This window comes from Brassicibacter mesophilus, assembly GCF_050433385.1.
Taxonomy (GTDB): Bacteria; Bacillota; Clostridia; order Tissierellales; family Proteiniboraceae; genus Brassicibacter; species Brassicibacter mesophilus.
This window is the reverse complement of record NZ_JBNPXI010000003.1, coordinates 301469-326591: the sequence shown is the minus strand read 5'-3', so window position 1 is coordinate 326591 and position 25123 is coordinate 301469. Positions and strand designations below refer to the sequence as shown.

Genomic DNA, 25123 nt, shown 5'->3' with positions numbered 1-25123 from the left:
ATTTTATAATCTATAGAAAATATAAATAAAAAGGAGGCAAAATCTATGCTTTTAAGAGAATTATCACAAGCATTCGGTGTCAGTGGTTATGAAAAAGAAGTAAGAGAAATAATAAAGAATTGTGTTAAAAACCATGTGGATAATATATTTGTGGATGCTTTAGGAAATCTAATAGCTTATAAAAAAGGAATAGGAGGTAATAAAAAGAAAATAATGCTCGCGGCTCATATGGACGAAATCGGAATGCAGGTAACTAAAATCGAAGAAAATGGTATGATAAAACTAAAATCTTTAGGATTTTTATGGATACCTATTACCTACATGAATAGAGTTAAGTTTAGAAACGGAACTATAGGTATTGTTTCAAGCACAATTATGATAGAAAATGTAAAAAATGATTTTACTAAACTCTATGTAGATATTGGTACAAAGTCAAAGGAAGAAACCTTAAAACATGTAAAAGTTGGTGATGTTGCCAGTTATATAGGAGAATATATTGAGTTGAAGAATGATAATATAACAGCCAAAGCTCTAGATGATAGAATAGGATGTTACATACTTATTGAGACATTAAAAGAAATAGAGACTCCTTATAATGACTGCTATTTTGTATTTACTGTACAAGAGGAGTTAGGCTGTAGAGGTTCTATCGTAACTGCAGAAAGAATTAAGCCGGATATAGGTATTGCCGTTGATATAACTCCAGCGCATGATTATCCATGTGATTTAGAAGGTAGCAATGCAGTTGGTGAAGGCACTGCAATAAAAATATCTGACCCGTCTGTAATTTGTGATGAATACCTAGTAAGTGAAATAATTAAATGCTGTGAAGAACATAATTTAAAATATCAACTTGACGTTATAGATAAGGGCGGCACTGATGCAAGTAGTATAAATAGGTCATATTATGGAGTAAAAGCTGCAGGAGTATCAACAGTTTTAAGATATCCTCACAGTCCTAATGCTATTGCTAATATGAAGGACATTGAAACTTCTATAAATCTTTTAGCTAAATATGTTGATAGAACTTTTGACTTTGAATATTAAATTATTATGCCTGCCCACTATATTCTTGTTGGACAGGCTTTTACTAGATTAAAATAACCTTCTTAAATGCTCCAGACAGTTTATATATTTTTATAAAATAGTTTCAAATTCCTTAAGCACTTTATTATTCTCATTATTGTCAGCTAACTATATTCCCTGGTTTTATTTCTTCTCTAAAATAGTTGTTCTTGGATAAAATCCAAATTTCTGATAAAAACTAAGTACATTTTCATTACCATATGCAACCCCTAATATGCACTTGCTTATTTGATTATCATCCATCCAATTCATGGATCTTTCCATCAATTGTTCTCCTATTCCACTTCCTCTATACTCTTCTTCAAGAAAAATTGACTCTACTCCACCAATAAGATTCTCATCTATACTACTAATACAGTATCCTATATATTTATCATCATCTTTTACTATATCAATTCTAACTTTTCCTTCTTCTGATTTTTTAAATAAGAATTTTATTCTGTTCTCAAATGAAAAAGACTTGAATTTTTGTTCAAAATATTTAGAGCGTCTGCTGTGAAGCAAATTTAGTTTTTCCCATAATTCTTTTATCAAACCGATATCATTCATATCTATAGTAGTGTATTTGATCATTATTAAGCATCTCCTCAATATTTATTGTAAGGCAGGAAATCTTTTTAAATCATTTTCTGTAAAAGACCATTCAGGCGTAATTATTCCATCCATTTCATTTAAAACATACCATGGACTTAGATTTTTATTATTTGGATTTGAAAGAATATGTATATCCTGAGCAGGCATGTAGCTTTGCGCCAGCATATAGATTTTATCTTCAGTTTCCTCATTCACTGCCATGTCTACAATGATTACAGCATGTCCAGGGCTGCCACCTTGAATTAAAACATCTCCTATTTGCATTTCTCGTAGGTTTACAGAATCTAGTTCTTTAGAAAGAGATAATGTTCCTGCATAAGTAAATATAAATTCCATGTAGTTTCTAAAATCTTTATACAAGTTTGAAGGCTGCTTCTTTTTTACCCAATATGTCTCATTTCCATTTACATCTACCCTATACCCCTCTATCCATTTACTATAGTCAACTCTAAAACCATTCGTTAAATTAAAATGAATTTCTTCATAATTTCCTCTCTGAAAAAGGTATTCGCCTCTTAATCTCATAACAGCATCCGCACATTGCTGTAAGTTTTTTGTTCCTATATCTTGATTGACTACTGCTACATATGTCCCGTAATTTTCTTTAATTTCTCCATTATAGTATAATACTTTTGAATCATGTGGCTTAAGCTCTAGCTTTCTTAAATAATAAGCAAATGAATCCTTATTTACTTCCACTCTACTATATCCTATTGGAGTATTTATTCTTTCTCCAATACTCATTCCTTCTTTGTTGATAATATCTTTCATTAATTGGCTTTGAACTTCCATACTATCTTCAACTATTCTATTCTCTTGGCCACGTATTAATTTCTTATCACTAGATGAGCATGCTGTTAAAATTACTAAACTTAGTAAGCAAAGTATTAGCTTTTTCATAATATTTTCTCCTTGATAAGTATACTCATATTACTATTATATACTTAAGACTATACGAAATTCTTGTAATTCATATTTTTATTTAATTCTACCATTTATAAAGTAATTTTACATTGATAACTAATTGCATATTAATATTTTTTAGCTTAAATGCTATTTTTATTTTTTTAAGCTGATATAATACTTTTATACAAATGTTAAAATGGATGGTGAATAAATTGTTTGAAAATATCTATGAAAACTTATTAGAATCTATTAAAGATGGAAAAAAATCAGTTCTTTTAACTTTTTTAAATTCTTCTAGTAAAGAAAATAGCCACATTACAGATAAACTTCTTTTATCTGAAGATGACTTCGAAATAGAATCTTCAAATCTAGATAATGATGTACTTGAAAAAGCAAGCAATTCTCTAGAAACAGGTAAGCTACAGTTCATAAAATCTAAGGAAAATGAAACTATTTTAATTGAACCTTTTTTCCCTAAACCACGTCTAGTTATTTTTGGTGGAGGTCATATTGCTAAGCCTTTAGTCGAGCTTGCAACAAAAGTTGGCTTTTCTGTTACAGTTGTAGATGATAGACCTTTTTTTGCTAATACAAATCGGTTCCCTGAAGCAGATGAAGTTATTTGTGAAAATTTTTTAAAATCTTTTGACTCTATTAAATTTAGGAGATCTGATTTTGCGGTTATTGTAACAAGAGGTCACAGGCATGACGGCATTGTCTTGCGAGAGATATTAAATTATTCTCTTAAATATGTTGGTATGATAGGTTCTAAGCGTAGAGTAAAAGGTTTAAAGGAAGAACTCATTAGCGAAGGCTTTTCTAAGGATAAATTAGATAAAATTAATACACCTATAGGTATAGACATCGGTGCTATTACTCCTGAAGAGATAGCAGTCTCTATAATAGCAGAAGTTATTCGCTGTAGAAGAAATGCCATTAATAATAAATACACTAAAGACTTTAATTGGCCAGACTTCGATAGAGATGTAATAGACCATATGTGCAAAGAGTCAGAAGTACCTAAAGCTCTAATTACCATAATCTCTTCTAAAGGCTCTGTTCCTAGAAAATCTGGTGCAAAGATGGTGGCATACCTTGATGGAAGAACTCATGGAAGCATAGGTGGAGGATGTAGCGAAGCAGGAGTACTGACAAAAGCAAGGGATATAATGCTAAATAAAGGATTTTTGATTGAACATGTTGATATGAGGGGCAATGTGGCAGAAGATGAAGGCATGGTTTGTGGTGGAGTTATGGATGTACTAATAGAATGTTTTTAATGATTTAAAAAATAACAAGACAGTGGGCATTTTGTTAGTCATGCCCACTGCCTATTTTTACTAGCTTGCCTTGTATTCATAGTTTTTATTATTTCTTCCGCTGTTACCTTTTTTTCCATTTCCTTTATTCTCATATTTATCTTCAAAATCATTGACAATTTTGACAACTAACCCTGATAATCCTACTAAAGCGATTAAGTTAGGGATTACCATAAGTGCATTAAAGGTATCTGCTAACCCCCATACAAGTTCTACATCAAGAAGAGTCCCTACAACTACTCCTAATAATACAATTACTCTATAATATTTAATCCCCTTCTTGCCAAAAAGAAATTTGATGTTTAATTCGCCGAAGAAATACCATCCGATTATAGTAGAAAAAGCAAAAAAGAATAAAGATACAGCCACAAAATAGTTACCAAAGTTACCTAATTTGCTAAATCCTAAGAAAAATCCTTGCTGAGTCAATTCTGCCCCTGTTAGTCCTGTTTCAAATGCCCCTGTAGTTAATATTACTAGGGCTGTAAGTGTACATACAACTCCTGTATCAACTATTACTCCTAAAATAGATACAAGTCCTTGTTGTACTGGATGATCTACTTTCGCTACAGCATGGGCATGAGGTGTAGAACCCATCCCTGCCTCGTTTGAAAACAATCCTCTAGCTATACCATATCTTAATGTCTCTTTAACTGTTGCACCTATAAATCCTCCAGTTGCAGCTCTAGGATTAAATGCACCATAAACAATCATTTTTAATGCTGGTAGTAACTGTTCTATATTAAGTAACACTATCGCAAGAGCTCCTAAAATATATAGTGCAGCCATAAAAGGAACTACTTTTTCAGTAAATGATCCTATACGACTTACTCCACCAATCAAAATTAAGCCTGCTAAAACTGCAACTACAATTCCTACTGCTAATTTTGGAATATGGAATGCATTGTTTACAGCCATAGCTATTGAATTTGACTGAACAATATTTCCCATAAAACCAAGAGCCAGTACTATTGATATTGCAAAAAAACCTGCTAATATCGGACTCTTTAAACCATTCTTAATATAGTACGCAGGACCTCCTGTTAACTCTCCATCTTCACTCTTATTAAACTTTTGAGCCAATACTGCTTCTGCAAATATAGTTCCCATTCCAAAAAAACCACTAATCCACATCCAGAATATAGCTCCAGGTCCACCAGCTGCTATAGCAGTAGCAACCCCAGCTAAATTACCTGTTCCAACTTGAGCCGCTATAGCGGTAGCTAAAGATTGAAAAGGCGACATTCCTACTTCATCGGATTCATTTTTAGGCTTATCAAAAATTTGCTTATAAGCAGTTTTAAGCTTTCTTACTTGCAAAAACCTAAGCTTAAAGGTAAATAATATCCCTGTCCCAAGTAGAAAAAAAAGCATAGCTGGTCCCCAAAGAAAACTATTGACCGTTTCAACTAACTCCAATATTTTCGCAGTATCCATAATAATACCTCCTATTATTTAGTAGTCTTACATAGGTTTTATAAAGTCCATAATTAATTTGGATAACGTTTTCCTTGTATCTTCACCAATTTTCATGAAAATTTTATTATTTTGATTGTATTTGATGACCTTCAAAAAACCTCAGAAAGTTTCAAAACACTACTCAATAATTATAAAATTTTTCTATAGTATGTAAAAAAGAGATTGAGAAAGATAATATTATCTTTCTCAATCTCTTCTTTACTGCTTTCTATTACTATAAAAAACAATTCCATCTATAAATTTTTTAAGATTTACCTTCCCCCTCTTTTTGCTTTTCCCTCTAATATAGTCCATCTCTGTTTTTATTTGCTCAAAATTATATAGTCCATTAGAATATTCAGTGAATATTTCATTCATGTAATCCTCTATGCCTAAATTTGCAAGATTAATCATTCCAACAGTGGCTGTTCTTCTAATCCTTTGCTCCATAGACTTGACTTTATTAGTGAACTTACTACAAAGCTCCTTTACAGTAAAGTCAGACATGCTCTGTTTAGTATCGATCAGATACTTTGTTATATCAATGATATCTTGACTTCCAGCCTCACCAGCAATTCCAATTCTCTGCATTACACTCCTGACACCTTCAACTCTGGCACTACTTTTCTCTTCTACCTGTTTATTATTATCCTTGATAAACAAACTTTGAATTTGGTCTAATTTCCGATTCATGTTTATCTTATCTTGTACCTTATGAATAACACTCTCCACCTCTATAGCATTAATAGGCTTTGAAATAAAATATTCTATTCCACTTTGATATGCTTTGCCGATCATATCCTTAGAAGATACTTGTGATATCATGATAAATTGGATATTTGGATATGTATTCTTTGCCTCCCTCACTAGACTTATACCATCCTTACCTGGCATTAGTAAATCCACCAACACAATATCAGGTTTTAGGCTCTGTATTTCCATCAAACCATTTATACCATCATTTGCATGACCTAGTAAAGTGCCCAATTCTCTATCTTTTATTATCTTTTCTAGCAATCTAGTAATATTGCTATCATCTTCAACAATGAATATATTCATATCAAGACACCTCCAGAGAATTTTTTGGTATATAAATCCAAAATGTTGCTCCCTTATCTTCTAATGATGTTGCAGTAATTCTTCCATTAAATCGTTTTTCAATTATATCTCGAACTACACTTAATCCTAAACCTCTATTAATCTGGCCTGTAGTATAATTTATTTTAGTTGAAAAACCAGGTGAGAATATATATCGTAAATTTTCTTTATCTATTCCACAGCCAGTATCAGAAACTATAAAGACATGCTGTTCTTTTTCGATTTTATGAGTAAAACAAATTTTAGCTTCTTCATCTGAGTCAGGTATTGCATCTATTGCATTCATTATCAAATTTCGAAATATAGACATAAGATAATAGTGCTTAGAAGTATAAAAGCTTTCTCCTATTTCAAATATTAGTTCAATATTTTTACCTTTATGCTCTATCTCTCTCTTCATAGTTTCATCTAATATAGTAATAATGTCTTTAAAGTTCATTCCTTCATCTTGAAGCTTGTTTTCTGTGATCTCTATCATCCCTCGAATAGCAAGTTCGTAGTCTTTTTTTATCTCATGAACATCTCTAGCTATAGTTACAGCCCTATCTGCCCAGTTACTCTTGTCTTCATTCATATTTATTTTCTCAAATAGTCCATAAGAATTAGTCATAACTCTTTCTATGTTATCCATGTTTTTTTCCATCCAATACATTTCAGTCTTAAGCTGAGCAGTTAACCATAAAAGCCTTTTATATCTTTTCTCATGTTCTTCTTTCATGAGGAGCATCCTATAATATTTAAGCCCATTTAGTAAAAACCATACTATGCTAGAGCGTACTAAAGCTGCAACAAATAAGGTAATAATAATCCCTAAGTGGAAATGATATACTCCTATCCTAGTTCTGACATATACCTCCACAAGATTCGCACCTAAATCACTGATAACCATAATAAAAAGTAGTTGATTGATATTATCTCTGTTGGTTTTTTTAATTAATAGTGAATATATTATTCCATAAAAAGTATAAAATAATATCTCTAATTGATATGACCATACAACGCCATAAACATTTCCTTTTCCAAAAAAATACACTATTATTCTAAGAAGATATACTGCTATTCCTGACATCACTGCTGTTGAAACTGGTTCAAGCTCTCTATTTAGATAAAGAAATATAACAAAAAAAATTATGCCTGCCGATACTCTAAAATCAGTAACCAACAATCCAATATTTACTTGCGAAGCCAATGCAATTATAGCTGAAGCGGCTAGCATCCTCTTTAATTGTTTCAAGTTATTCACCTCTAGTCAGAGACATTGTATTTTAACAGTTTATTTTATAGTTTAGCATAAAATGATGCATATACAAAGGTATCTATCCAAACTTTTTGCTTTTAAAAAATACTTTAATGATTTCGTGAAAATGTTTTCCTCTTTTCGATTAAATAAGAAAAGTTTTTACATTGTTTTTGAAGATGTGATTATGTTAATATTTTTTCAAAACATCATCAAAGGAGGAATTAATGTGGATTATATACAAATTGCCAACAGTACACCAATGTGGATAGCAGCAGCCTTAGCGATACTACTAGTGTTGTTTCAAGCAATTATCTTTGCTAAAAAATCTTATAGTACAGGTAAAGAAATTGGACTAACAGAAAAACAGATGAAAAGTGCAATGAAAAGTAGTTTTATAACATCTTTAGGACCATCTCTTATAATTCTTACAGGTCTGTTATCTCTATTAGTTACAGTAGGCGGTCCGATGGCATGGATGAGGCTATCTTTTATTGGATCAGTGATGTTTGAGTTGATGGCAGTAGGTTTTGGAACAGAAGCAGTCGGAGTTAAGATGGGCATTGATCCAATGACACAGGTAGCCTTTGCAAATGCTGTATGGACGATGATTCTAGGTTCAATAGGCTGGATAGTCTTTGCAACGTTAACAGCTGATAAAATGGACAAAGTACAGACTAAGTTCTCTAAGGGAGATAAAGGGTTTATAACTATTATATCAATATCTGCTATGTTAGGTTCTTTTGGTTCATTAGTATCAGGACATCTACTAGCTATAAATAAAAACACAATAGCAGCATTAGCTGGTGGTCTTATAATGGCCATATTATCCCCATTAGCGGATAAAAAAAATATTAAATGGCTCAAAGAGTGGGGAATGGCAATAGCTTTATTCGGAGGAATGATTGTAGCAGTCATACTATAGAATTTATGAGTAAGGAGGATATCAAAATGGAAAAAACTAACGAAGTATTTGATGGCATTTATTTGCCTTATATAATCAAATGGGGAAAAATAACAAACTGGCTAGGAGTACTGCTATCTTTTGGACCAGCGTTGGTTCTTGCAGTCATATTTAAAATTGTTCCGCCGATAAATGCAATTATCACAGCTTTTATAGCTATGGCATCTGCAGTAGGAATCAATTGGTTCTTAGAGCCTATATCATATTTCCCAATAGTGGGAGTAGCCGGGACATACATGGCATTTATTACTGGCAACATATCTAATTTAAGAGTACCAAGTGCAGCAGTTTCACAGAAAGTTGCGGGGGTTGAACCAGGAACTAGAGAAGGCGCTATAATATCAACCTTAGGAATGGCAACATCAGTTATAGTTAATATTGTCATATTAGCATTAGGGGTATTTGCAGGATCTGCAATTCTATCAGCATTACCAGAAAATGTGATAGCTGCATTCAACTATCTATTGCCTTCATTGTTTGGAGCTATATTTGTACAATTTGCTTTAATGAAATTTAAAATAGCTCCAATTGCATTAAGCATAGCTTTGATATTAACATTTGCACTAAATGCAGGAATATTTAGTTTCTTGCCAGGAAGACCAACATATATAGTTACTTTAGGGGCAGTTTTTGGCACTATAGCTATATCTACAGTTTTATATAAAAAGAAACTACTGAAATAGGAGGTCATATTGTGAATAAAATTGATGTACTAAATCATCTTAAAGATATAAATGAAGCTGTAAAAGAGCTATCACTCAAAGTCTGGAGCAATCCAGAAATATCAGAAAGTGAGGAAAAATCATCCAAATTATTTAGAGAAATGCTTAAATCTTACGACTTTAAAATAAAAGAAATAGATAATATGCCACATGCATTTATGGGAGAATATGGTAATGGTTCACCAGTTATAGCTGTATTAGGAGAATATGATGCTCTACCAGGTTTATCTCAGTCTTTAGATACTAAATTCAACCCTATAGTGGCAAATGGCCCAGGACATGGATGTGGACACAATTTACTAGGGGGTGCAGCACTTGGAGCTGCCCTTGTAATAAAAAAATATTTAGAAAAAACTAAAAAAAATGGAACAATAAGATTTTATGGTTGCCCTGAAGAAGAAACTCTAGCAGGTAAGGTGAAAATGGTAAAGAAGGGAGCCTTTGAAGGATGTGATCTAGCTCTTAGCTGGCATCCAATGAGTGCTAATACAGCTATAGAAAAAGCTTTTTTAGCAAACAACTCCATAAAATTTAGATTCAATGGAATATCGTCTCATGCAGCTGCATCTCCAGAATCAGGAAGATCCGCTTTAGATGCAGTAGAGCTAATGAATGTGGGTGCGAATTATCTAAGAGAACACATAATTGACAGAGCACGTGTTCATTACACTATAACAAATGCAGGTGGTGCTCCAAATATTGTTCCAAAAGAAGCAGAATCTTGGTATTATGTTAGAGCACCTCATAGAAAGGATGTAGAAGAAATAACTGAAAGATTGTTCAAGATTGCAAATGGAGCAGCAATGATGACCGAAACAACTGTCGATTATGAAGTAATAAGTGGATGCTACGAGTTACTCCCAAATAAAGTGTTATTTGACTTAACTCACAAAAATATGGTCGAAATAGCGACCCCTAAATATACTGAAGGGGAATTGCTATTCGCTAAAACTATCCAGGAAAGCTTAGAGCCAAAGATGGTTGAATGTGAAATAAATAAGTTCATGACAGTAGATGATAACAAAGAGTTATATATGCACCAAGAAGTACTAGAAAAAGAAAAAGTAAACAGTATCGAAGTATCAGGATCATCAGATAGTGGAGATGTATCATGGATAATGCCAATGAATCTATTTCTTACTGCTTGTTGGCCGCTTGGGGTGCCAAATCACTCGTGGCAAGCAACAGCATTATCAGGTTCAACAATAGGCTTGAAGGGTATGACTTACGCATCAGAAATATTTTCAGGTATAATGTATGACTTACTAAACAATCCTAGCTTAGTAGAAGATGCGAAAAAAGAATTCAGCAAAAAAACAGAAAAAAGAAAATATGTTAGTCCATTAAGATAAAACAGTAAGCATTAAGTCTAATTGGCTTAATGCTTTTTCTAATACATTATTAAATGTTATAATATACTAAGTATAATAAATCAAAGTAGGTGAATTTATGGGTCTAAGTATTAGAGAAATATTGGATTCAGAGTTCTTCAAAGACTGCAAAATAATAGCAGGTCATAGTGGATTAGACAACCAAATACAGGGTGTAGCAATTCTTGATGCACCAGATGGGTTTAAGTGGACAGAGGGTAAAGAGCTAGTTGTTTCCTCTGGATATGTATTTCATCAAAACCCTGAATTATTTGAAACATATATACAATCAGATTTATTTAAGAAAATATCTGGTATGGTTATAAAGATAGATAGGTATCTAAAAACAGTACCAGATCATATTATAAAGGCATGCGATGAACTAAATATTCCTCTAATAAATATTTCGTCAAAACCCTCATGGATGGATGTTATAAATCAGCTAAATGTCATTGTGATGAACAAAAACATTAATAGATTTAAAATAGGCAGCATTAATCCAAGAAGCTTTTCTGATTTATCATATAGAGTAAGAAAAATAAATAAAATACTTACTCAAATAGAAAATGAAATGAATTTCCCTGCTATGCTATATGATCTTTCTAGCGAAAAAGCCTATTATAGTTCACCAGAATTTATAAGGTTATCAGATGGTTTGGAATTAGAAGACTTCTGGAACCCATCTTTCCATAATACACAAGAAATACTTTGTGATAATTTGAAGATGATCAGATATAGATTCTATGATGATAAGTACGAAAGACCTTATAGCTGGATTACTATACCTATTACAGTCGAAGGTAGAGTTAATGCTTATTTCGTAGTAGTTGAAGCAACAGGGCTAATTGACTACTTTGACCAATTTTCGATTAGGATTGGTTTTTTGCTGCTTCAATCTCTTTACGAACAAATGCTTGTAGCTCAAAATATTGGTGACATAGGTTTTGAGAAATTTGTTTTAGATTCCATAAACAGAAATATGCCTAGTGTAGATGTCATGACTAAAAGAGCATACGAACTAAGCATAGATGTTAATTGCAACTATTATTTCCTATTATTAAAGCAAATAAATCCAACTATCAAGCTAGGAAGTTATAAGGAAATATTAAGATCTGCGGTCAAGAATACTAATCAAATTGAAGCAAGAATGTCTCTTTTGGATGAAAATGATTGCTTAATAGTATTTGTTAACGATGACAGAGTTCAAGAAAAACAGACATTAGAGCTAATCAAAGAATATGCAGATAATCTAATTAAGCGATTACAAAAAAAGATTAAAGGTATTAAACTGATATTTGGTTTCTCAGACATAGCTGAGTCTATATATGAAATCGAGAGGAACTATCAGCGATGTACGCAAGCTATAAACATCGGAAGACTTTTGTTTAAGGAGAAAAATTTTATAACATATTCTGAACTTGGTTTTTTCGCATGGATGAATATAAAAGAGGATGAGTTAGACATCATGCTAAAGGATATAGACCATCTTCTACATTCTGAAGAATACAAGGAGCATGTCACTGTATTAAAAGCCTATCTGAAGAGTAAAATGAATTATAGTCTTACAGCAAAACGGCTTTTTATGCACATTAACACTGTAAGAAAGAAAATAGATGAGATAAATGATTTAATTAAAATTGATTTAGAAAATCCTATGAATAGATTAAAGATAGAAGTTTTACTTGAACTGTTTAAATAGTAGTCAACAAAAACTGCATATCATGATAAATTATCTATGTTTATTGTCATAATGCTAATGCTTTTATATATAAAAGTAATGGAGGTCATATAATGTCTGTATTTTCTCTAAGTATTATTTTCATTTTATTAATAGCTACAGGTATTCTAGTAACTTTAGTAATAAACAGAAGATAACAATACTTACAAAGTTTCTATTTTAATAAACTAAGCATTATAAATATTTAATTAAGGTTTCATTTTCTTATTGAATATGCTGCCTAATTATCTTTTAATGAATATTTTAATCTATTTATAATTTTTCTTTTTTCTGTGTAGAAATCAATTTTTTCATTTACTCTATTACTCCTTTCTCTTTTCAAAGTCCTAGCTCTTTCAGTATAAGTTTCAAGTTCTTGTCTTATAGACTGAACATAGTGATTAAAGGCATGTTCAAAAGAATATTTACTATCTCTTATTTTGCATGTGTAATCCCATTTTAAGTTATTACCATTTGTTTCTAATTCTTTTTCTACTCTGTTTAGTACGTCTTTTAATATTTTTCTATTACTAAACTTTTTTGGAAGCAAAAACAAAATTTCTTTAATGTTCGGATTAAGATATGCTGAACTTTTTCTCTTAAATTTAAAATAAAAAGTATCCCTGTCAACTAATCCAAAATCTTCAATAGGATGGCCAATATTGATTTTGAATAAAGAGTAGATTATATCATTCATTTGTTCAATTATATTATTTAGTTTATCTGTAAATCTATTAATAGTATCCTCATAACATCTCTTTATAATTATTTCTTGTTCTTCATTCCAGTTGATATATGCTGCTTCTACTTCATTCTCTAGATAATTATTTAATAGCTCAAATAAATGTTTTGGGCTAATTTTTTTATTGTCTAGGGCTATCTTGTTTAGCTTATCTTTAATAATCTGTGCTTGTTTTTGTCTAAAATTATGCAATTCGTTCTCAAAAGATTCTATTATATTAGTAAGTTCTGTTTCTATGACTGCAAGCGCTTCTCTTTTCATTGAATCAATATTTTTTAATCTGACCTCGAATATTTCTATCTTTTCGTCTATGCCTTCAACACTGCTACTAAGCATATCTATATTAAAATCTATATACTGTCTTACATTTTCAAGTATTGACAATACTTTGTTTTTAAAGTTTTCAGCTAAATATTCACCTCTATGGTTTGTCAAAAAATTATTTAATGCAGTTTCAAATACTATTATTCCACTATCATTGATTTTTTTTAAACTATTTTCCTTTTTTCCTTCATAAGCTAATTTCGCTGAAATAGGATATATATTAGGTTTGTAGTTTATTATCTTGTAAATAGCTTCTGATGAAAATGATAAACTTTGTTCTTTCTCTTCGTTAGTAAGATACTCAGCTTTGTTCTGAACAAAAAATACTTTATCTATATATTTTCTTGCTTGTATTAAAAATTCTATTTCTACTTCTCCTATAGGAGCATCTGCAGAAATAACAAATACTGCTGCATCAGCTTCAGATAAATAATCATATGCAGCTTGAGTATTATGCTTATATACCGACCCTATTCCAGGAGTATCGATTAAAACAAGTCCTTTTTCAAGTAATTCTGACGGATAAAACACCTCAATATCATCAACCTTTTTTATATTTTCGGAATTCTCTTGTTCTGATATATATTGACTTATTAATTTAATATCTATACTTTGCTGATCTCCATTTTCAAATATAACATTCGCTTTTGGCATGTCGCCATATTTAAGTTTTGTAATAATTGATGTGATAGGAACTATACCTGTAGGTAGTAAATCTTCTCCTAAAAAATAGTTTATTAAAGTTGATTTCCCTCTTTTAAATTGTCCAATCACTACTATATGAAATTCAAAATTTTCTATACGTCTTTGTAACTCTTTACATCTTTTACATATACTAAAATATTCGATTTCTCTAGAAATCTCTTCTACAGACTGTAAATGTCCTACATAAGCCTTCAGCTTCTCATCTATCTCATTAAGCATTTTCTACACCTCAATAATTTATGTTATTCAGTAATCACTATCTTATTATTGTTTGTATATTTGCCTGTAACATTCTTAAATAATCAAGCTCTTTATACTTCACAGCTATTAGCAATAGTATTAATCAGCTTCAATTTGTTTAGTTATAAAAAATAAGAGAGCTACATTGCCCTCTTAATCACTTAAATTATCTCACTATTCTACTTATATCCTTCTATAATACTTACTCTTTCTTTTATTAATTCTTCAAGTTTTCTATCATTTTCACCTAATCTTCTATTGAGATTTCTAATAACTTTTTCCACCTTATATATAGCTCCACTTACCTTACTCTGAGCATCTCTTATTTTCGACTGTACTGCTAAATCTGAAAAAAATCCATCAAAAAAATAATCAGCAAAGGTTAAAAATGAACCTATCTCTATGCTCAAATTCATTTGGCCTCCAATATCCTGCAATTCTCTATGAAATTTTTTTATAAGATACTGCGCATTGTTTATTTCATTTTGCGCATCATCTATTCTTGAATGCTTTGCCATAGTGGATATAAGACCTCCACCAAATATATCCCAAGTTCCCCAGTTTCCAGCAGAGGTCAAGCTTTCCTGCACTCTTTGCAATGAGTATAACAATTCATTCCCGGCTTGTATTGCTTCATTTAGTTCTTTCTTCTCACTGGTAAGTTTAGCTTCACCTTCTACTATGCAATTTAGTTTATTCTTAAAATCACTAGACTCATTCATGAGAATACTTTCTTTCTCTTTGATTAATCGATCATACTCACTACTCACGTCTCCTATATCTGATATCTTGGCTTCTAATCTTTCAATTTCTCCTTTTAGGCTTTCTAGTTCTGTAGATGCAGTATCATAACTAAGCTTAGCAGATATGAACTCACTCTTTTCTTTTGCAAGTTTTTCAACTTTCTTTCCTATGATTGTGTTGAGAAAATTGCTAAAAGAAAGCACTTCAAGTTTTTCTACATCAATCTTTTCTTTTTTTAATTGCTTAGATAGATTCTTCTTTCTTTCTTCTGCTTTGCTCTTTTGTTCCTTAACATCAAGCAAAATAGATTTCAGCCTTTCCCTTTCTCTCATCTTTATCTTTAAATTAGTGAGTCTTTCATTTATCTCTTTCATATCAGCCCTCCTAAATAATGTATAGCAAATTATTGTGTATCAAATCACTAGGAACACTATTTATTCATTTTCTACGATCTGAAGATTAATAGTTTTTCAATCTATCGTTCTTGTTTCTATATATAAATATGATAAATAATAGTGACATTGCTATATTCGTCTTAAGTTATGATTTTTCCTTGTATCATTACTTGATATGTTTATAGCAGCTAATATATTGTCTTTTTTAAAAGTGCGTATTGCTCCTTTATCTATGTCTAAAGCCTTTATACTTTCATCTTCTATCTTTAGCACCTGAATTTTCCTTTGAGTTATTTCTATACCCTTCATATACATAATCTCAATCACTTTATGGTTATTATAAGAAAATTTAAGAGCATACTCTCCCATCATCTTCACCTTCCAATATATTCTTATTAATATTATATAAGAACATTCGTTCGGTGTAAATAGTGAAAAAATAACTAAAGGTTAAGTGAAAGATTAAATTCCAGTTTGTAAGACTAAATTCAATATTATAGATGTTACTCTTACACGTATCTTTCGGTATAATAAAAGTGCAGATTATTGTCTGCCTGTGCTGAAGGAGATGTTATCATGACCGTCAAAATTAAAAGCAATCAAAAACACCTGACATTATCTCAAAGACTTGTTATCGAAAAAGGATTGAATGATCAGATTCCCTTTGCAGAAATAGCACGAAGAATTCAAAAAGACCCGAGTACGATTTCTAAAGAAGTGCGCAAACATCGTGAATATGCTACCAGAAAGCCTACAGCTCCAGCTATTCCCTGCTCTAATAGGTCCGACTGCAGAATACGTTATCTATGCCCGGAGAATTGTGCGATGTTCTGTAAAATTTGTCAAAAGCCCAAGCTTCACTGTTCAGACATCTGTCCAGATTACCAACCAACTCAATGCTCGAAACTGGACAAACCGCCTTATGTATGCAATGGATGTTCTAAGAAACAAAGCTGTTTGTTACAAAAGATATTCTATTCGGCAAAATATGCAGATGACGCCTATCGAGACACCTTAATTTCTTCCAGAGAAGGAATTAACCAAAGTGCTGTTGATATTTCAATGTTAGATGCATTGGTATCCCCTTTATTATTAAAAGGGCAATCCATCGCTCACATTTATTCCACTCATGCCTTAGAGATTCCCTGTTGCCGCAAGACACTTTATAACTACATTGATAAGTCTGTATTCTCTGCCAGAAATATTGATCTTCGCCGAAGAGTACGCTATAAGCCAAGGAAAAAGTCAACTCGTGTCAGTCTTTTGGTCCGAGAATTCCGTGTCGGGCGTACCTATGATGATTTTCAAAAATTGGTTAAGGAACATCCTAATATTCCTATTGTTGAAATGGATACCGTAGAAGGCATTAAAGGTGGTAAGGTGTTCCTCACTATGCTATTTCGCAATTGCTCTTTAATGCTGATATTTCTGATGGAGGAGAAAACTCAGGACTGTGTACAAAAGGTATTTGATCACCTTACCCAATCACTTGGAACTAAAGTGTTTCAGACGCTTTTTCCAGTGATTCTAACTGATAACGGAGTAGAATTTCAGGATCGGCTCAGACTTGAATGTGATGAAAACGGAGAAATTAGAACACAAATTTACTACTGTAACCCTCATAGTTCCTGGCAGAAAGGCATGATTGAAAAGAACCACCAGTATATAAGGCATGTTATCCCGAAAGGGAAAGCTTTTGATAAATATACACAGAAAGACATCAATAAATTAACGAACCACATTAATAGCGAAGCAAGAGACAGCCTGAATGGCTGTACACCATACAAGCTGTCTCTGCTACTACTGAATAACCAACTGCATTCCGTTTTACATCTACAGGAAATCCCCCTGATGATGTAATGTTACGACCGGAATTACTGAAATAATATGGATATGGCACAGGCAGATTTCACTGCATAGAACTTAGTCTTACACTTAGGTAAGTGGAATTTAGTCTTACACCCTAAATCCAGTTGCCTTTTTGGCGTGCTCAAAATTCTTTTTTTATATGCCTATAAGGTTATTATATAGCGAATTAATAATAATGTTAAGTCTCAAAAACAGAACTTAGTACTGCATTTACTAAGCAGTCACCCTATACTAGAATTTAACTTTTCTTTTAACCTAAAAATTATTTTTAGTTATTTTTCTAAATATAATACAAACAAATCTATGCCATTACTCTATTAGCTGCCTATACTAATATTACTTAATTCATTCATTACTTCTAAAAGGTTGCCTGTTATTGCGTTAACAAACTGCTCATTAGCATCTATTAGCCATTTACCATCTTTTTGTTTAAGACTTACGACTACTTCGCTTGTTACCATCTCAAAACTATCAGAGTTAAAAATCTCTTTCATTTCATTATTCATCTTTTCCTGCATTGCTTCTTCACTATCACCACTAAAAGCATTATTTAATGCAGATATCATTAGCTGTCCCATTATTTTTGCCATATCTGGAGCAATTATTTTAACCTTTACTTGGGCATTTTCTCCTTCAACTTTTGACTCCAATATTTCGTACTCTAGTTTTTTAAAAGTCTCATTTAATACTACTTCATTGCGTTCATCTTCAACGTTACTTAAACTAGCCTCACCATCTAAAACATATTGATTCACGCTATCTAATTTTCCTTCTCGAATTGCATTAAGACAATCTTCAACTGTCTTTTCAGGTCTAGCCCCGCTTCCACCACATCCAGCTAATACAATTAAAACTACTACTAGTAAAATGCTTATAATTTTGAAATTTTTCATTGAACTCCCCCTTTATTTTTTGTCAATACAATTATAGCATATTTTGGTTATAATTCTAATCCTATAATAATTAATTTGTCCCTTTTCTTATATTATCTTTAAATCATTGATTATTTTTTTCTTTTTTACTTCAGCAGCAATTAGAATTATGAAGGGTAAAATTATTTCAAACAAGAAATCATGTAAAGGATATAACTTTGTCCATTCAACATAAGACATAATGCTATCAAATTCAAAGTAAGAGAGATTTAGTACTAATAGAGAAACTGGTATCACTATAAACCTATAATCTTTACATCTAAAAATTTTAGCAACTCCATTAGAAGTAGCTAATAAACATATACTTATTTTGATAAACCCTCCTAGTATAAATATAATAGCGGCTATTACTTCTACTCTTTGAATAATCATTCCTATATCTATTCTTGTAACAGCAGTATGAGTAGGATAATAAAATATTGAAACTGCATTTATTCCTAATACTAATAAATCAATTGTTGATGTCGTTAGCAGCATTAATCCTCCTATAGCTATACTATAAACATAAATCTTGTATGAAGATTTTTTTTCTTTAAAGCCGGTAAAAACCATAGTAAATGCAACTGTGTCAAGAAGAGGAAATGATAAGACACTAAGAGCTCCTCTAAATACTGGCTTCATGCCATTATATAATATAGGTTTAGCATTACTTAAATTAATATTAGGAATCAGTAATAAGACTAAAATTATTATAAAAATAATAGGTATCTTTGCAAAAACTTCTCCCATTCTACCTAGAACTTCAATGCCTTCTTTTATCGCAAAGATACATATGATAATAATAGCTATTGATGGTATGATTATAGGAGTTTCAGATATAGCAGTTACATTAATAAACTGAACTATACTTCTTAAAACTAAAGCAGATAAATTAAAAATGTACAAAGAAAATAGAATAATAATGACTTTTCCAATAAATTTTCCAAAACAGAGCTCAATAATATCATATAGCCCTTGGTTAGGAAAAAGATAATGAAGTCGAGCATATATAATTACTATGGGCAAAGCCATAAGTATTGATATTATAATAGCTAACCACAAATCTCTTTCGGCTTGTAATCCTGTTGTATGTATAGAAGATGTCCCTATTAAAAATAGAATAATAAGTGATATACCTTGTCTGTCAGAAATAACGTTTCTGTCCACTATTTGCTCCTCCTAATTTAATATCTAATTAGTATTAGCTAATTCCTATATTGTTACTCAAAACAAAATGCTCTAACTAGAATAAAGTTGACTTCAATAGTAGAATATCAAGTTTTTTCTATTTTATGATATAATATAACTAAAATTGAAATAATTTGGAGGTAGCTATATGGCACATCAAAATGTAACAGAAAGAAAATATAAAGCTGCAATGATTGTATTTTTCTTAATATCCATTTTTTCAATTTTGTGGGGACTCTCATATGATTATCACAGTGTGAAAAGAGAAATTACTAATACAATATTTTCTGTTTCATTTACTATAAGCCTATATATAATCGCCATCAAGCCTAATATATTGATAAATACTATTATTTATAATAGTCAAAATGTTGAAGAGCCTGAAATAATAGTATATAGAATAGCAGCAGCTTTCTGGTCCATAGTATCTATTATGAATTTAGTAAATCTTATTATTGTAATGAGGACTTAGCCCTTTATTTTTTTCATTTCTTAACCGTATCAAAACTGGGTATAAAACTGTTTTTCTTATGGAGGTGAAAAAAAGTATGATAAGCAAGAAATTAATAATAGCAGTGCTTTATTTTAATATACTTATAGCAATAATAGGGTGTGAAATACCAGAAATACCAAATAGAAATGTTTTAAATGAAAGCTTAGTTAATAAAGTAAAATTATATGAAAGAAATGAATACTTATTTGATAACTTAGAGATATCTTATAATGAATATAAAAAAAATATTAGAGATATTGTAGTCAGTTTCTTTCCCTATAAAGATAACCAAGTAGTTTTTGTATATAATGATATTAAGTTAAAAGGTGAAGATCTTGAAAAAATGACGTCCAAAGAATGGAAAGTACATAAAAATAAAATAACATCGATTTTTGCTAAAAATAATAATGATATTATAGATACAGCATATGAAATATCTGATGTTTATAATTCTAAAGATTACAACAGAAAATATGTTTTTGTAAAAATAATAAAAAAATATAACTATAAAAATAATCTAGAAACACATACAAATAAGCGCTATACTTTTTCAATCGAAGATGGTAAATGGAAAGTAATCAACATAAGTTCAAAATCTGCAGAATGGAAAGAAGAAAATGATAAATTGTCTAGTAATAGTAAAAAACAGTATTTAGAAAAAACAGCCTATTTTTCTGTAAATAATAAGCCAGTTGAATACAAAGAGCATTTTTATCCAGCACAACCACAGTAAGTGTAATTTAAACTGGGTATATATTTCTATATGCATCATAAATTCTAAATACACAGTTCAGACTTCTATGATGTAACCTTCAAAAAATACTTTTTATAAAACTATACCCTAGCTTTAATCCATAATATATAATAATACTTCCACATATTATATTAATCCACTTAATCACTTTACTATTAAAACTACTCTTAAATATAGAAACTATAGTTGTCAATCCAACAAACCAGGAAAATGATGCCAGACAAACTCCTAGGATAAAAAGATTTGAAGTCTCTACAGGGAGAGATGCTTTGAATCCCCCTAGTAGCAGAGATCCGTCTATTAATGCTTGAGGATTAAGCCATGTAACGGTAAAGCAAGTAGCCGTTATTTGAAGAAGAGATTTGTTCGTGTCTATCTCTCGATTAGTCTCCGGATTGCTTTTTATAAGCATTATGCCTATATACATAACTGCTAAGCTTCCAGCTAAAAATATGATAGACTTTAATAGCTGAAACCTATCCATTAGTAATCCCATACCAAAAAAACAAGCTAATGCGAGAGAAATATCAAAAAGAATTACTATCAAAGCGACCTGATATGCTCTGATTTTTTTCTTACTAATGGCTGTATTTATTACATAGATATTCTGCATTCCTATTGGAGCAACATATGCTAACCCCAGCATAAATCCGTGTATTAAAACATCAAACATTATTTTCTCTCCTTTAAATACTCAATTTAAAGCAATTTTTTTTATCATAATAATTATAGCATATTATAGTAATATTGGTAACGAACTGTTATTATAAATAAAGCAAATAAACTTTAAAATAGGGAAGTAAAAAGTTTTTTTTACTATGCTGTACTAAAAATATAAGGGGGCTTGTCAATGATGGATAACAACTATTACGCACAAAAACTAAATTCACAAAAGCTGTTTATGGCGTATGAAACCAAAATTCCTAGAATAAAGCAGTATTTGGATGCCGAAATCTCTTTTGTTAGAGGTAATCTGAGAGGCAGTGAAAGGATTTTAGAATTAGGTGCAGGTTATGGGCGTATTGTAAAGGAGCTAGCAGGTAATTGCAAATCAATTGTTGGTATTGATATTTCTGATGAAAGTGTTTCTTTAGGCAAAGAATATTTGAAGGATAGTCTTAATGCAAAAATTATGACCATGGACGTACATAATCTTACATTAAAAGAAAAGTTTGATGTAATACTTTGTCTGCAAAACGGTTTGTCCGCAATGAAGGTCAAATCATCGGATTTGATTGACAAGATCATGGGAATGGTTGTAAGTGGTGGAAAAGTTTATTTTAGTACTTACAGTGAAAAATTTTGGGAGTATAGACTAATGTGGTTTAAAGAGCAGGCCGAGAAGGGGTTGCTGGGTGAACTTGATTTAGACAAAACAAAGGATGGGATTATAACTTGTAAAGACGGTTTCAAAGCAGTTACACATACTCTTGAAGATTTAAAAACAATTGGCTACTTATCAGGGTATGAATATGAAATTCATGAGGTAGATGAGTCAAGTGTTTTTCTCATCATTCATAAAAAATAGACTAAAAAATCAAGTTCTGTATCTCATTAAAGTACTAATGTGAATGAAAATATTGAGATATATTACATATTATAAATATGATCTAACATGGAAAATTTAAGGGGATGTGCTGATATGTTTAAAAAAAGCTTACTATTGTTTTCAATTTCACTTTTAATACTCTCTTCAGGATGTACAACTGAAAAAGAACTCAATTTCAATAATGAAACAGATAAAAATATTGTTCAAGATAATATTGACAAATTATCTGAAGGGATATTATCTAATAATATTGACTTAGTAGAAAAAATATTGAAGGATGGATTTATCGATGTTAATCAGAAAGATTCAGAAGGAAATTATCCAATTGAAGTTGTGCTCATAATGGAAAACTGTGAAATGGCATCTATTTTATTAGAAGCTGGTGCAGATCCTAATATAATTACATCAGATGGTAGTTCAGTTTATGATAAAGTTATGGAAAGTGATAACTTAACTTTAAAATCTATATTCGAAGATTATAAAAAATAACGGTAAATATAACATTTGGTCGTTAAAATATTGTAATTAATAGTCTTCCTCGATTGGTCCTTGTGTTTTGTTCTCATAATCATATATCTCTTAGCAATATATGGCGAGTCATTTTTAGTAATAATTATGTTTTCTATTTTATGATATAAGGCGTGCTTAAGAAATAATTATTATTGTGAAGGATATTGACGATAATCTTCACTACCATAAATTTATTGCAATGTAATAAATTGACTGAAAGTTTAAAATAGCATATAATTATAATGCAAGAACTAATATATAATAATTACTTATAAAACCATATATGATTTTATAAGTGATTTAAATCAAAAGATAAAAATACAATGAAATTACCCATCCTCACAGTTAATCCGTGGAACAATGGGGCAAGGAAAACCCGTAACGGGGAGGGGGTGGTGTTTATTGACGTAGAAGTAATTAGAACCTTAATCATCTGTCTAACAACAATTACAATATTGATTATTATAACATTCACAACTGGAAAGTTGAGAATAAAGGGAAAATACAAGCAGAATACACTTGAAAAAGAAATTTCGTTTGATATAGCAAGGCAAAAAAAAGAGAAAGACGTTTAAAAAACGTCTAAAATTAAGGTTTCCTATAAGTCTCAATAAAATTCATTGTATCGGGTTTGCCCCAAAGTTCCTTTAATCATACTGAACTTAAAGCCACTCCTTATATATTTATATCATATTTAGCAGAAAATATACAGTGATTTTAAAGAAATTTCAAAAATGTTAGAAATCATTTTAAAATATTTATATAAAAATAAAATTATAGAGAGTGATATTTTATGATAATCCATGTTCTAAACACCATTTCTGGAACAATATTAATGTTACTATTACTATTTTCTACTATATTATTAATGCTAATGCTATTTAGTGCTAAATTAAATCTCAAATTTAAAGACTTTCAAATAGAAATTGATGCAGAGCTCTTTAGAGAATAAAATAATCATTTTTAAGAGATTACATTTTATGTAATCTCTTATTTTTCTCATCTTAAACATGTATTAAAGTTGCATTAAAATATTATAATTAGTGTATAAATCTTTAGCAATTTAAGTAACCTAATATAAAAGGAGGCTTCCAAAATGACCGAACTTAATGATCTTCTTAAGGATATTGAAACACTTAGAGAAAATCTAATGAAATTAATTGAAGAAAAAAAGAGTAATCTTCAAGACCCTGATGTCATAGCTGCAAGCCAGGTTCTTAATGCAGCTATTGCTAAATATAATGAATTTATTAAAAATAAATTATAGATAGTTACTAATATCAAAATCATTCTTATTATTATTCTCAGCAAATCATGAAGTGGGGAAAACCGAATTAATATTACTTAGTTAGATGGGTAAAATAGGGGTACAACATAAAAAATGCTCCCAGAATAACCTCTGAAAGCATTGCAATTAGTGGTGCTCCTTCAGGGACTCGAACCCTGGACACCCTGATTAAGAGTCAGGTGCTCTAGCCAGCTGAGCTAAAGGAGCAAAATTGATTACATAAAATATTATACTCCTACTATTCCGAGTTGTCTATAAGAAATTAAAAGAAATATATATGTTTTATCTATAAATAGCAACTAATTCATAGGTATTTTCTATTCGTTATATATATACTAAAGGGAAAAGACCAGGTAATCATCCCTAGTCTTTAAAATATTCTTCTCTTAAAATGCCCATTATTATTTCATCGTGGTATTTGCCATTTCTAAAAATAGCCTGCCTTAATCTACCTTCTTCTATAAATCCATTTTTCTTATATGATTTGATTGCTCTTTCATTAAAACCAAAAACATTCAACTGAACTTTGTTTACATTTATTTGGCTAAAGATAAATTTTAGTAAAAGTTTCATAGCCTCAGTTCCATATCCTTTTCCTCTATAATCCTTGTGTCCTATATATATTCCAACTGTAGCTACACTGTTTTTCCAGTCTAAATCATTTATGCCACAGCCTCCAATATATAATCCACTGTCTAATGCTTCAATGGAAAAGTTATATGTGTCTTTTCTTTCTTTTTGAGTTTCAAACCATGCCATCTCACTTTCCAAAGTCATTGGATATGGTATACTGGTCCATAGGTTCAGTATTACCTCTGGGTCATTCATATACTGATAAGCGAGCTGTACATCTTCTTTTCTCAAATCTCTTAACTTCACTCTTTCTCCAACTAACATATTATCTCCTCCCTAATAAAGAATAATATAAAAAGACTCTAGC

The 25123-nt window shown here is 30.8% G+C and carries 25 protein-coding genes and 1 tRNA gene; 13 read left to right on the top strand and 13 right to left on the bottom strand.

Features of this window, described 5'->3' with window-relative positions; translation table 11 throughout:
* Positions 1-45: 45 nt before the first annotated feature.
* A complete protein-coding gene (locus HNR33_RS06475) occupies positions 46-1047 on the top strand; it encodes a M42 family metallopeptidase (RefSeq protein WP_429081409.1) in 1002 nt (333 codons plus the stop codon).
* Positions 1048-1209: 162 nt separating this feature from the next.
* Here the strand turns inward: HNR33_RS06475 and HNR33_RS06470 are convergent, their stop codons facing one another.
* Positions 1210-1659 (bottom strand): GNAT family N-acetyltransferase, encoded by a 450-nt coding sequence (locus tag HNR33_RS06470; protein WP_429081406.1) that lies wholly within the window; start codon positions 1657-1659, stop codon positions 1210-1212.
* A gap of 21 nt (positions 1660-1680) precedes the next feature.
* The gene (locus HNR33_RS06465) at positions 1681-2580 is read right to left on the bottom strand and encodes a DUF4846 domain-containing protein (protein ID WP_429081404.1); all 900 of its coding nucleotides are present in this window, start codon (positions 2578-2580) and stop codon (positions 1681-1683) included.
* Between the two features lie 218 nt (positions 2581-2798).
* Here HNR33_RS06465 and HNR33_RS06460 point away from each other — a divergent pair, with 218 nt between their 5' ends.
* Positions 2799-3866, top strand: coding sequence for an XdhC family protein (locus tag HNR33_RS06460; protein ID WP_429081401.1), 1068 nt, complete (start codon positions 2799-2801; stop codon positions 3864-3866).
* Positions 3867-3926: 60 nt separating this feature from the next.
* Here the strand turns inward: HNR33_RS06460 and HNR33_RS06455 are convergent, their stop codons facing one another.
* The 3 genes from HNR33_RS06455 to HNR33_RS06445 all read right to left on the bottom strand — a co-directional run bounded on the left by HNR33_RS06455 (position 3927) and on the right by HNR33_RS06445 (position 7704).
* A complete protein-coding gene (locus HNR33_RS06455) occupies positions 3927-5342 on the bottom strand; it encodes an alanine/glycine:cation symporter family protein (protein ID WP_429081400.1) in 1416 nt (471 codons plus the stop codon).
* Between the two features lie 240 nt (positions 5343-5582).
* Positions 5583-6422 (bottom strand): response regulator, encoded by an 840-nt coding sequence (locus HNR33_RS06450; protein WP_429081398.1) that lies wholly within the window; start codon positions 6420-6422, stop codon positions 5583-5585.
* A 1-nt stretch (position 6423) separates the two neighbouring features.
* A complete protein-coding gene (locus HNR33_RS06445; RefSeq protein WP_429081396.1) occupies positions 6424-7704 on the bottom strand; it encodes a sensor histidine kinase in 1281 nt (426 codons plus the stop codon).
* Between the two features lie 223 nt (positions 7705-7927).
* On the opposite strand from HNR33_RS06445, the gene HNR33_RS06440 reads away from it, so the two are divergent.
* From HNR33_RS06440 to HNR33_RS06425, 4 genes are all read left to right on the top strand, one after another.
* Positions 7928-8623 carry a DUF5058 family protein gene (locus HNR33_RS06440; protein WP_429081394.1) on the top strand — a complete coding sequence of 232 codons (696 nt, stop codon included), beginning with the start codon at positions 7928-7930 and terminating at the stop codon, positions 8621-8623.
* Positions 8624-8649: 26 nt separating this feature from the next.
* Positions 8650-9345 carry a hypothetical protein gene (locus HNR33_RS06435; protein WP_429081391.1) on the top strand — a complete coding sequence of 232 codons (696 nt, stop codon included), beginning with the start codon at positions 8650-8652 and terminating at the stop codon, positions 9343-9345.
* Positions 9346-9356: 11 nt separating this feature from the next.
* Complete coding sequence (locus HNR33_RS06430) at positions 9357-10736, top strand: amidohydrolase (RefSeq protein ID WP_429081388.1); 1380 nt, start codon at positions 9357-9359, stop codon at positions 10734-10736.
* A gap of 97 nt (positions 10737-10833) precedes the next feature.
* Positions 10834-12453 (top strand): PucR family transcriptional regulator, encoded by a 1620-nt coding sequence (locus tag HNR33_RS06425; RefSeq protein ID WP_429081385.1) that lies wholly within the window; start codon positions 10834-10836, stop codon positions 12451-12453.
* A 259-nt stretch (positions 12454-12712) separates the two neighbouring features.
* Here the strand turns inward: HNR33_RS06425 and HNR33_RS06420 are convergent, their stop codons facing one another.
* From HNR33_RS06420 to HNR33_RS06410, 3 genes are all read right to left on the bottom strand, one after another.
* A complete protein-coding gene (locus tag HNR33_RS06420; RefSeq protein WP_429081384.1) occupies positions 12713-14461 on the bottom strand; it encodes a dynamin family protein in 1749 nt (582 codons plus the stop codon).
* A 200-nt stretch (positions 14462-14661) separates the two neighbouring features.
* On the bottom strand, positions 14662-15600 hold the full coding sequence (locus tag HNR33_RS06415; protein ID WP_429081382.1) for a hypothetical protein: 939 nt from the start codon (positions 15598-15600) through the stop codon (positions 14662-14664).
* Positions 15601-15750: 150 nt separating this feature from the next.
* A complete protein-coding gene (locus HNR33_RS06410; RefSeq protein ID WP_429081380.1) occupies positions 15751-15990 on the bottom strand; it encodes a hypothetical protein in 240 nt (79 codons plus the stop codon).
* A 207-nt stretch (positions 15991-16197) separates the two neighbouring features.
* On the opposite strand from HNR33_RS06410, the gene HNR33_RS06405 reads away from it, so the two are divergent.
* Complete coding sequence (locus HNR33_RS06405; protein ID WP_429081378.1) at positions 16198-17481, top strand: IS30 family transposase; 1284 nt, start codon at positions 16198-16200, stop codon at positions 17479-17481.
* 326 nt (positions 17482-17807) lie between these two features.
* On the opposite strand, the gene HNR33_RS06400 is transcribed toward HNR33_RS06405, so the two are convergent.
* Both HNR33_RS06400 and HNR33_RS06395 read right to left on the bottom strand, forming a co-directional pair.
* On the bottom strand, positions 17808-18383 hold the full coding sequence (locus tag HNR33_RS06400; RefSeq protein WP_429081376.1) for a hypothetical protein: 576 nt from the start codon (positions 18381-18383) through the stop codon (positions 17808-17810).
* Between the two features lie 87 nt (positions 18384-18470).
* On the bottom strand, positions 18471-19568 hold the full coding sequence (locus tag HNR33_RS06395) for a GerAB/ArcD/ProY family transporter (protein WP_429081374.1): 1098 nt from the start codon (positions 19566-19568) through the stop codon (positions 18471-18473).
* A 169-nt stretch (positions 19569-19737) separates the two neighbouring features.
* Here HNR33_RS06395 and HNR33_RS06390 point away from each other — a divergent pair, with 169 nt between their 5' ends.
* The gene (locus HNR33_RS06390; protein ID WP_429081371.1) at positions 19738-20061 is read left to right on the top strand and encodes a hypothetical protein; all 324 of its coding nucleotides are present in this window, start codon (positions 19738-19740) and stop codon (positions 20059-20061) included.
* A 76-nt stretch (positions 20062-20137) separates the two neighbouring features.
* Positions 20138-20815 (top strand): hypothetical protein, encoded by a 678-nt coding sequence (locus tag HNR33_RS06385; protein ID WP_429081369.1) that lies wholly within the window; start codon positions 20138-20140, stop codon positions 20813-20815.
* Between the two features lie 79 nt (positions 20816-20894).
* On the opposite strand, the gene HNR33_RS06380 is transcribed toward HNR33_RS06385, so the two are convergent.
* On the bottom strand, positions 20895-21509 hold the full coding sequence (locus HNR33_RS06380; RefSeq protein ID WP_429081366.1) for a LysE/ArgO family amino acid transporter: 615 nt from the start codon (positions 21507-21509) through the stop codon (positions 20895-20897).
* Positions 21510-21686: 177 nt separating this feature from the next.
* Between HNR33_RS06380 and HNR33_RS06375 the strand changes: the two genes are divergently transcribed.
* The 4 genes from HNR33_RS06375 to HNR33_RS06360 all read left to right on the top strand — a co-directional run bounded on the left by HNR33_RS06375 (position 21687) and on the right by HNR33_RS06360 (position 24162).
* Positions 21687-22364 (top strand): class I SAM-dependent methyltransferase, encoded by a 678-nt coding sequence (locus tag HNR33_RS06375; protein ID WP_429081364.1) that lies wholly within the window; start codon positions 21687-21689, stop codon positions 22362-22364.
* A 114-nt stretch (positions 22365-22478) separates the two neighbouring features.
* Entirely contained in the window at positions 22479-22874 is a 396-nt protein-coding gene (locus tag HNR33_RS06370; protein ID WP_429081362.1) for an ankyrin repeat domain-containing protein, read from the top strand.
* Between the two features lie 344 nt (positions 22875-23218).
* Entirely contained in the window at positions 23219-23470 is a 252-nt protein-coding gene (locus HNR33_RS06365) for a hypothetical protein (protein ID WP_429081360.1), read from the top strand.
* Positions 23471-23991: 521 nt separating this feature from the next.
* The gene (locus HNR33_RS06360; RefSeq protein WP_429081357.1) at positions 23992-24162 is read left to right on the top strand and encodes a Spo0E family sporulation regulatory protein-aspartic acid phosphatase; all 171 of its coding nucleotides are present in this window, start codon (positions 23992-23994) and stop codon (positions 24160-24162) included.
* Between the two features lie 151 nt (positions 24163-24313).
* Here HNR33_RS06360 and HNR33_RS06355 read toward each other — a convergent pair.
* Positions 24314-24390, bottom strand: a tRNA-Lys gene (locus HNR33_RS06355).
* Positions 24391-24546: 156 nt separating this feature from the next.
* Positions 24547-25080, bottom strand: coding sequence for a GNAT family N-acetyltransferase (locus tag HNR33_RS06350; protein ID WP_429081354.1), 534 nt, complete (start codon positions 25078-25080; stop codon positions 24547-24549).
* Positions 25081-25123 lie beyond the last annotated feature (43 nt).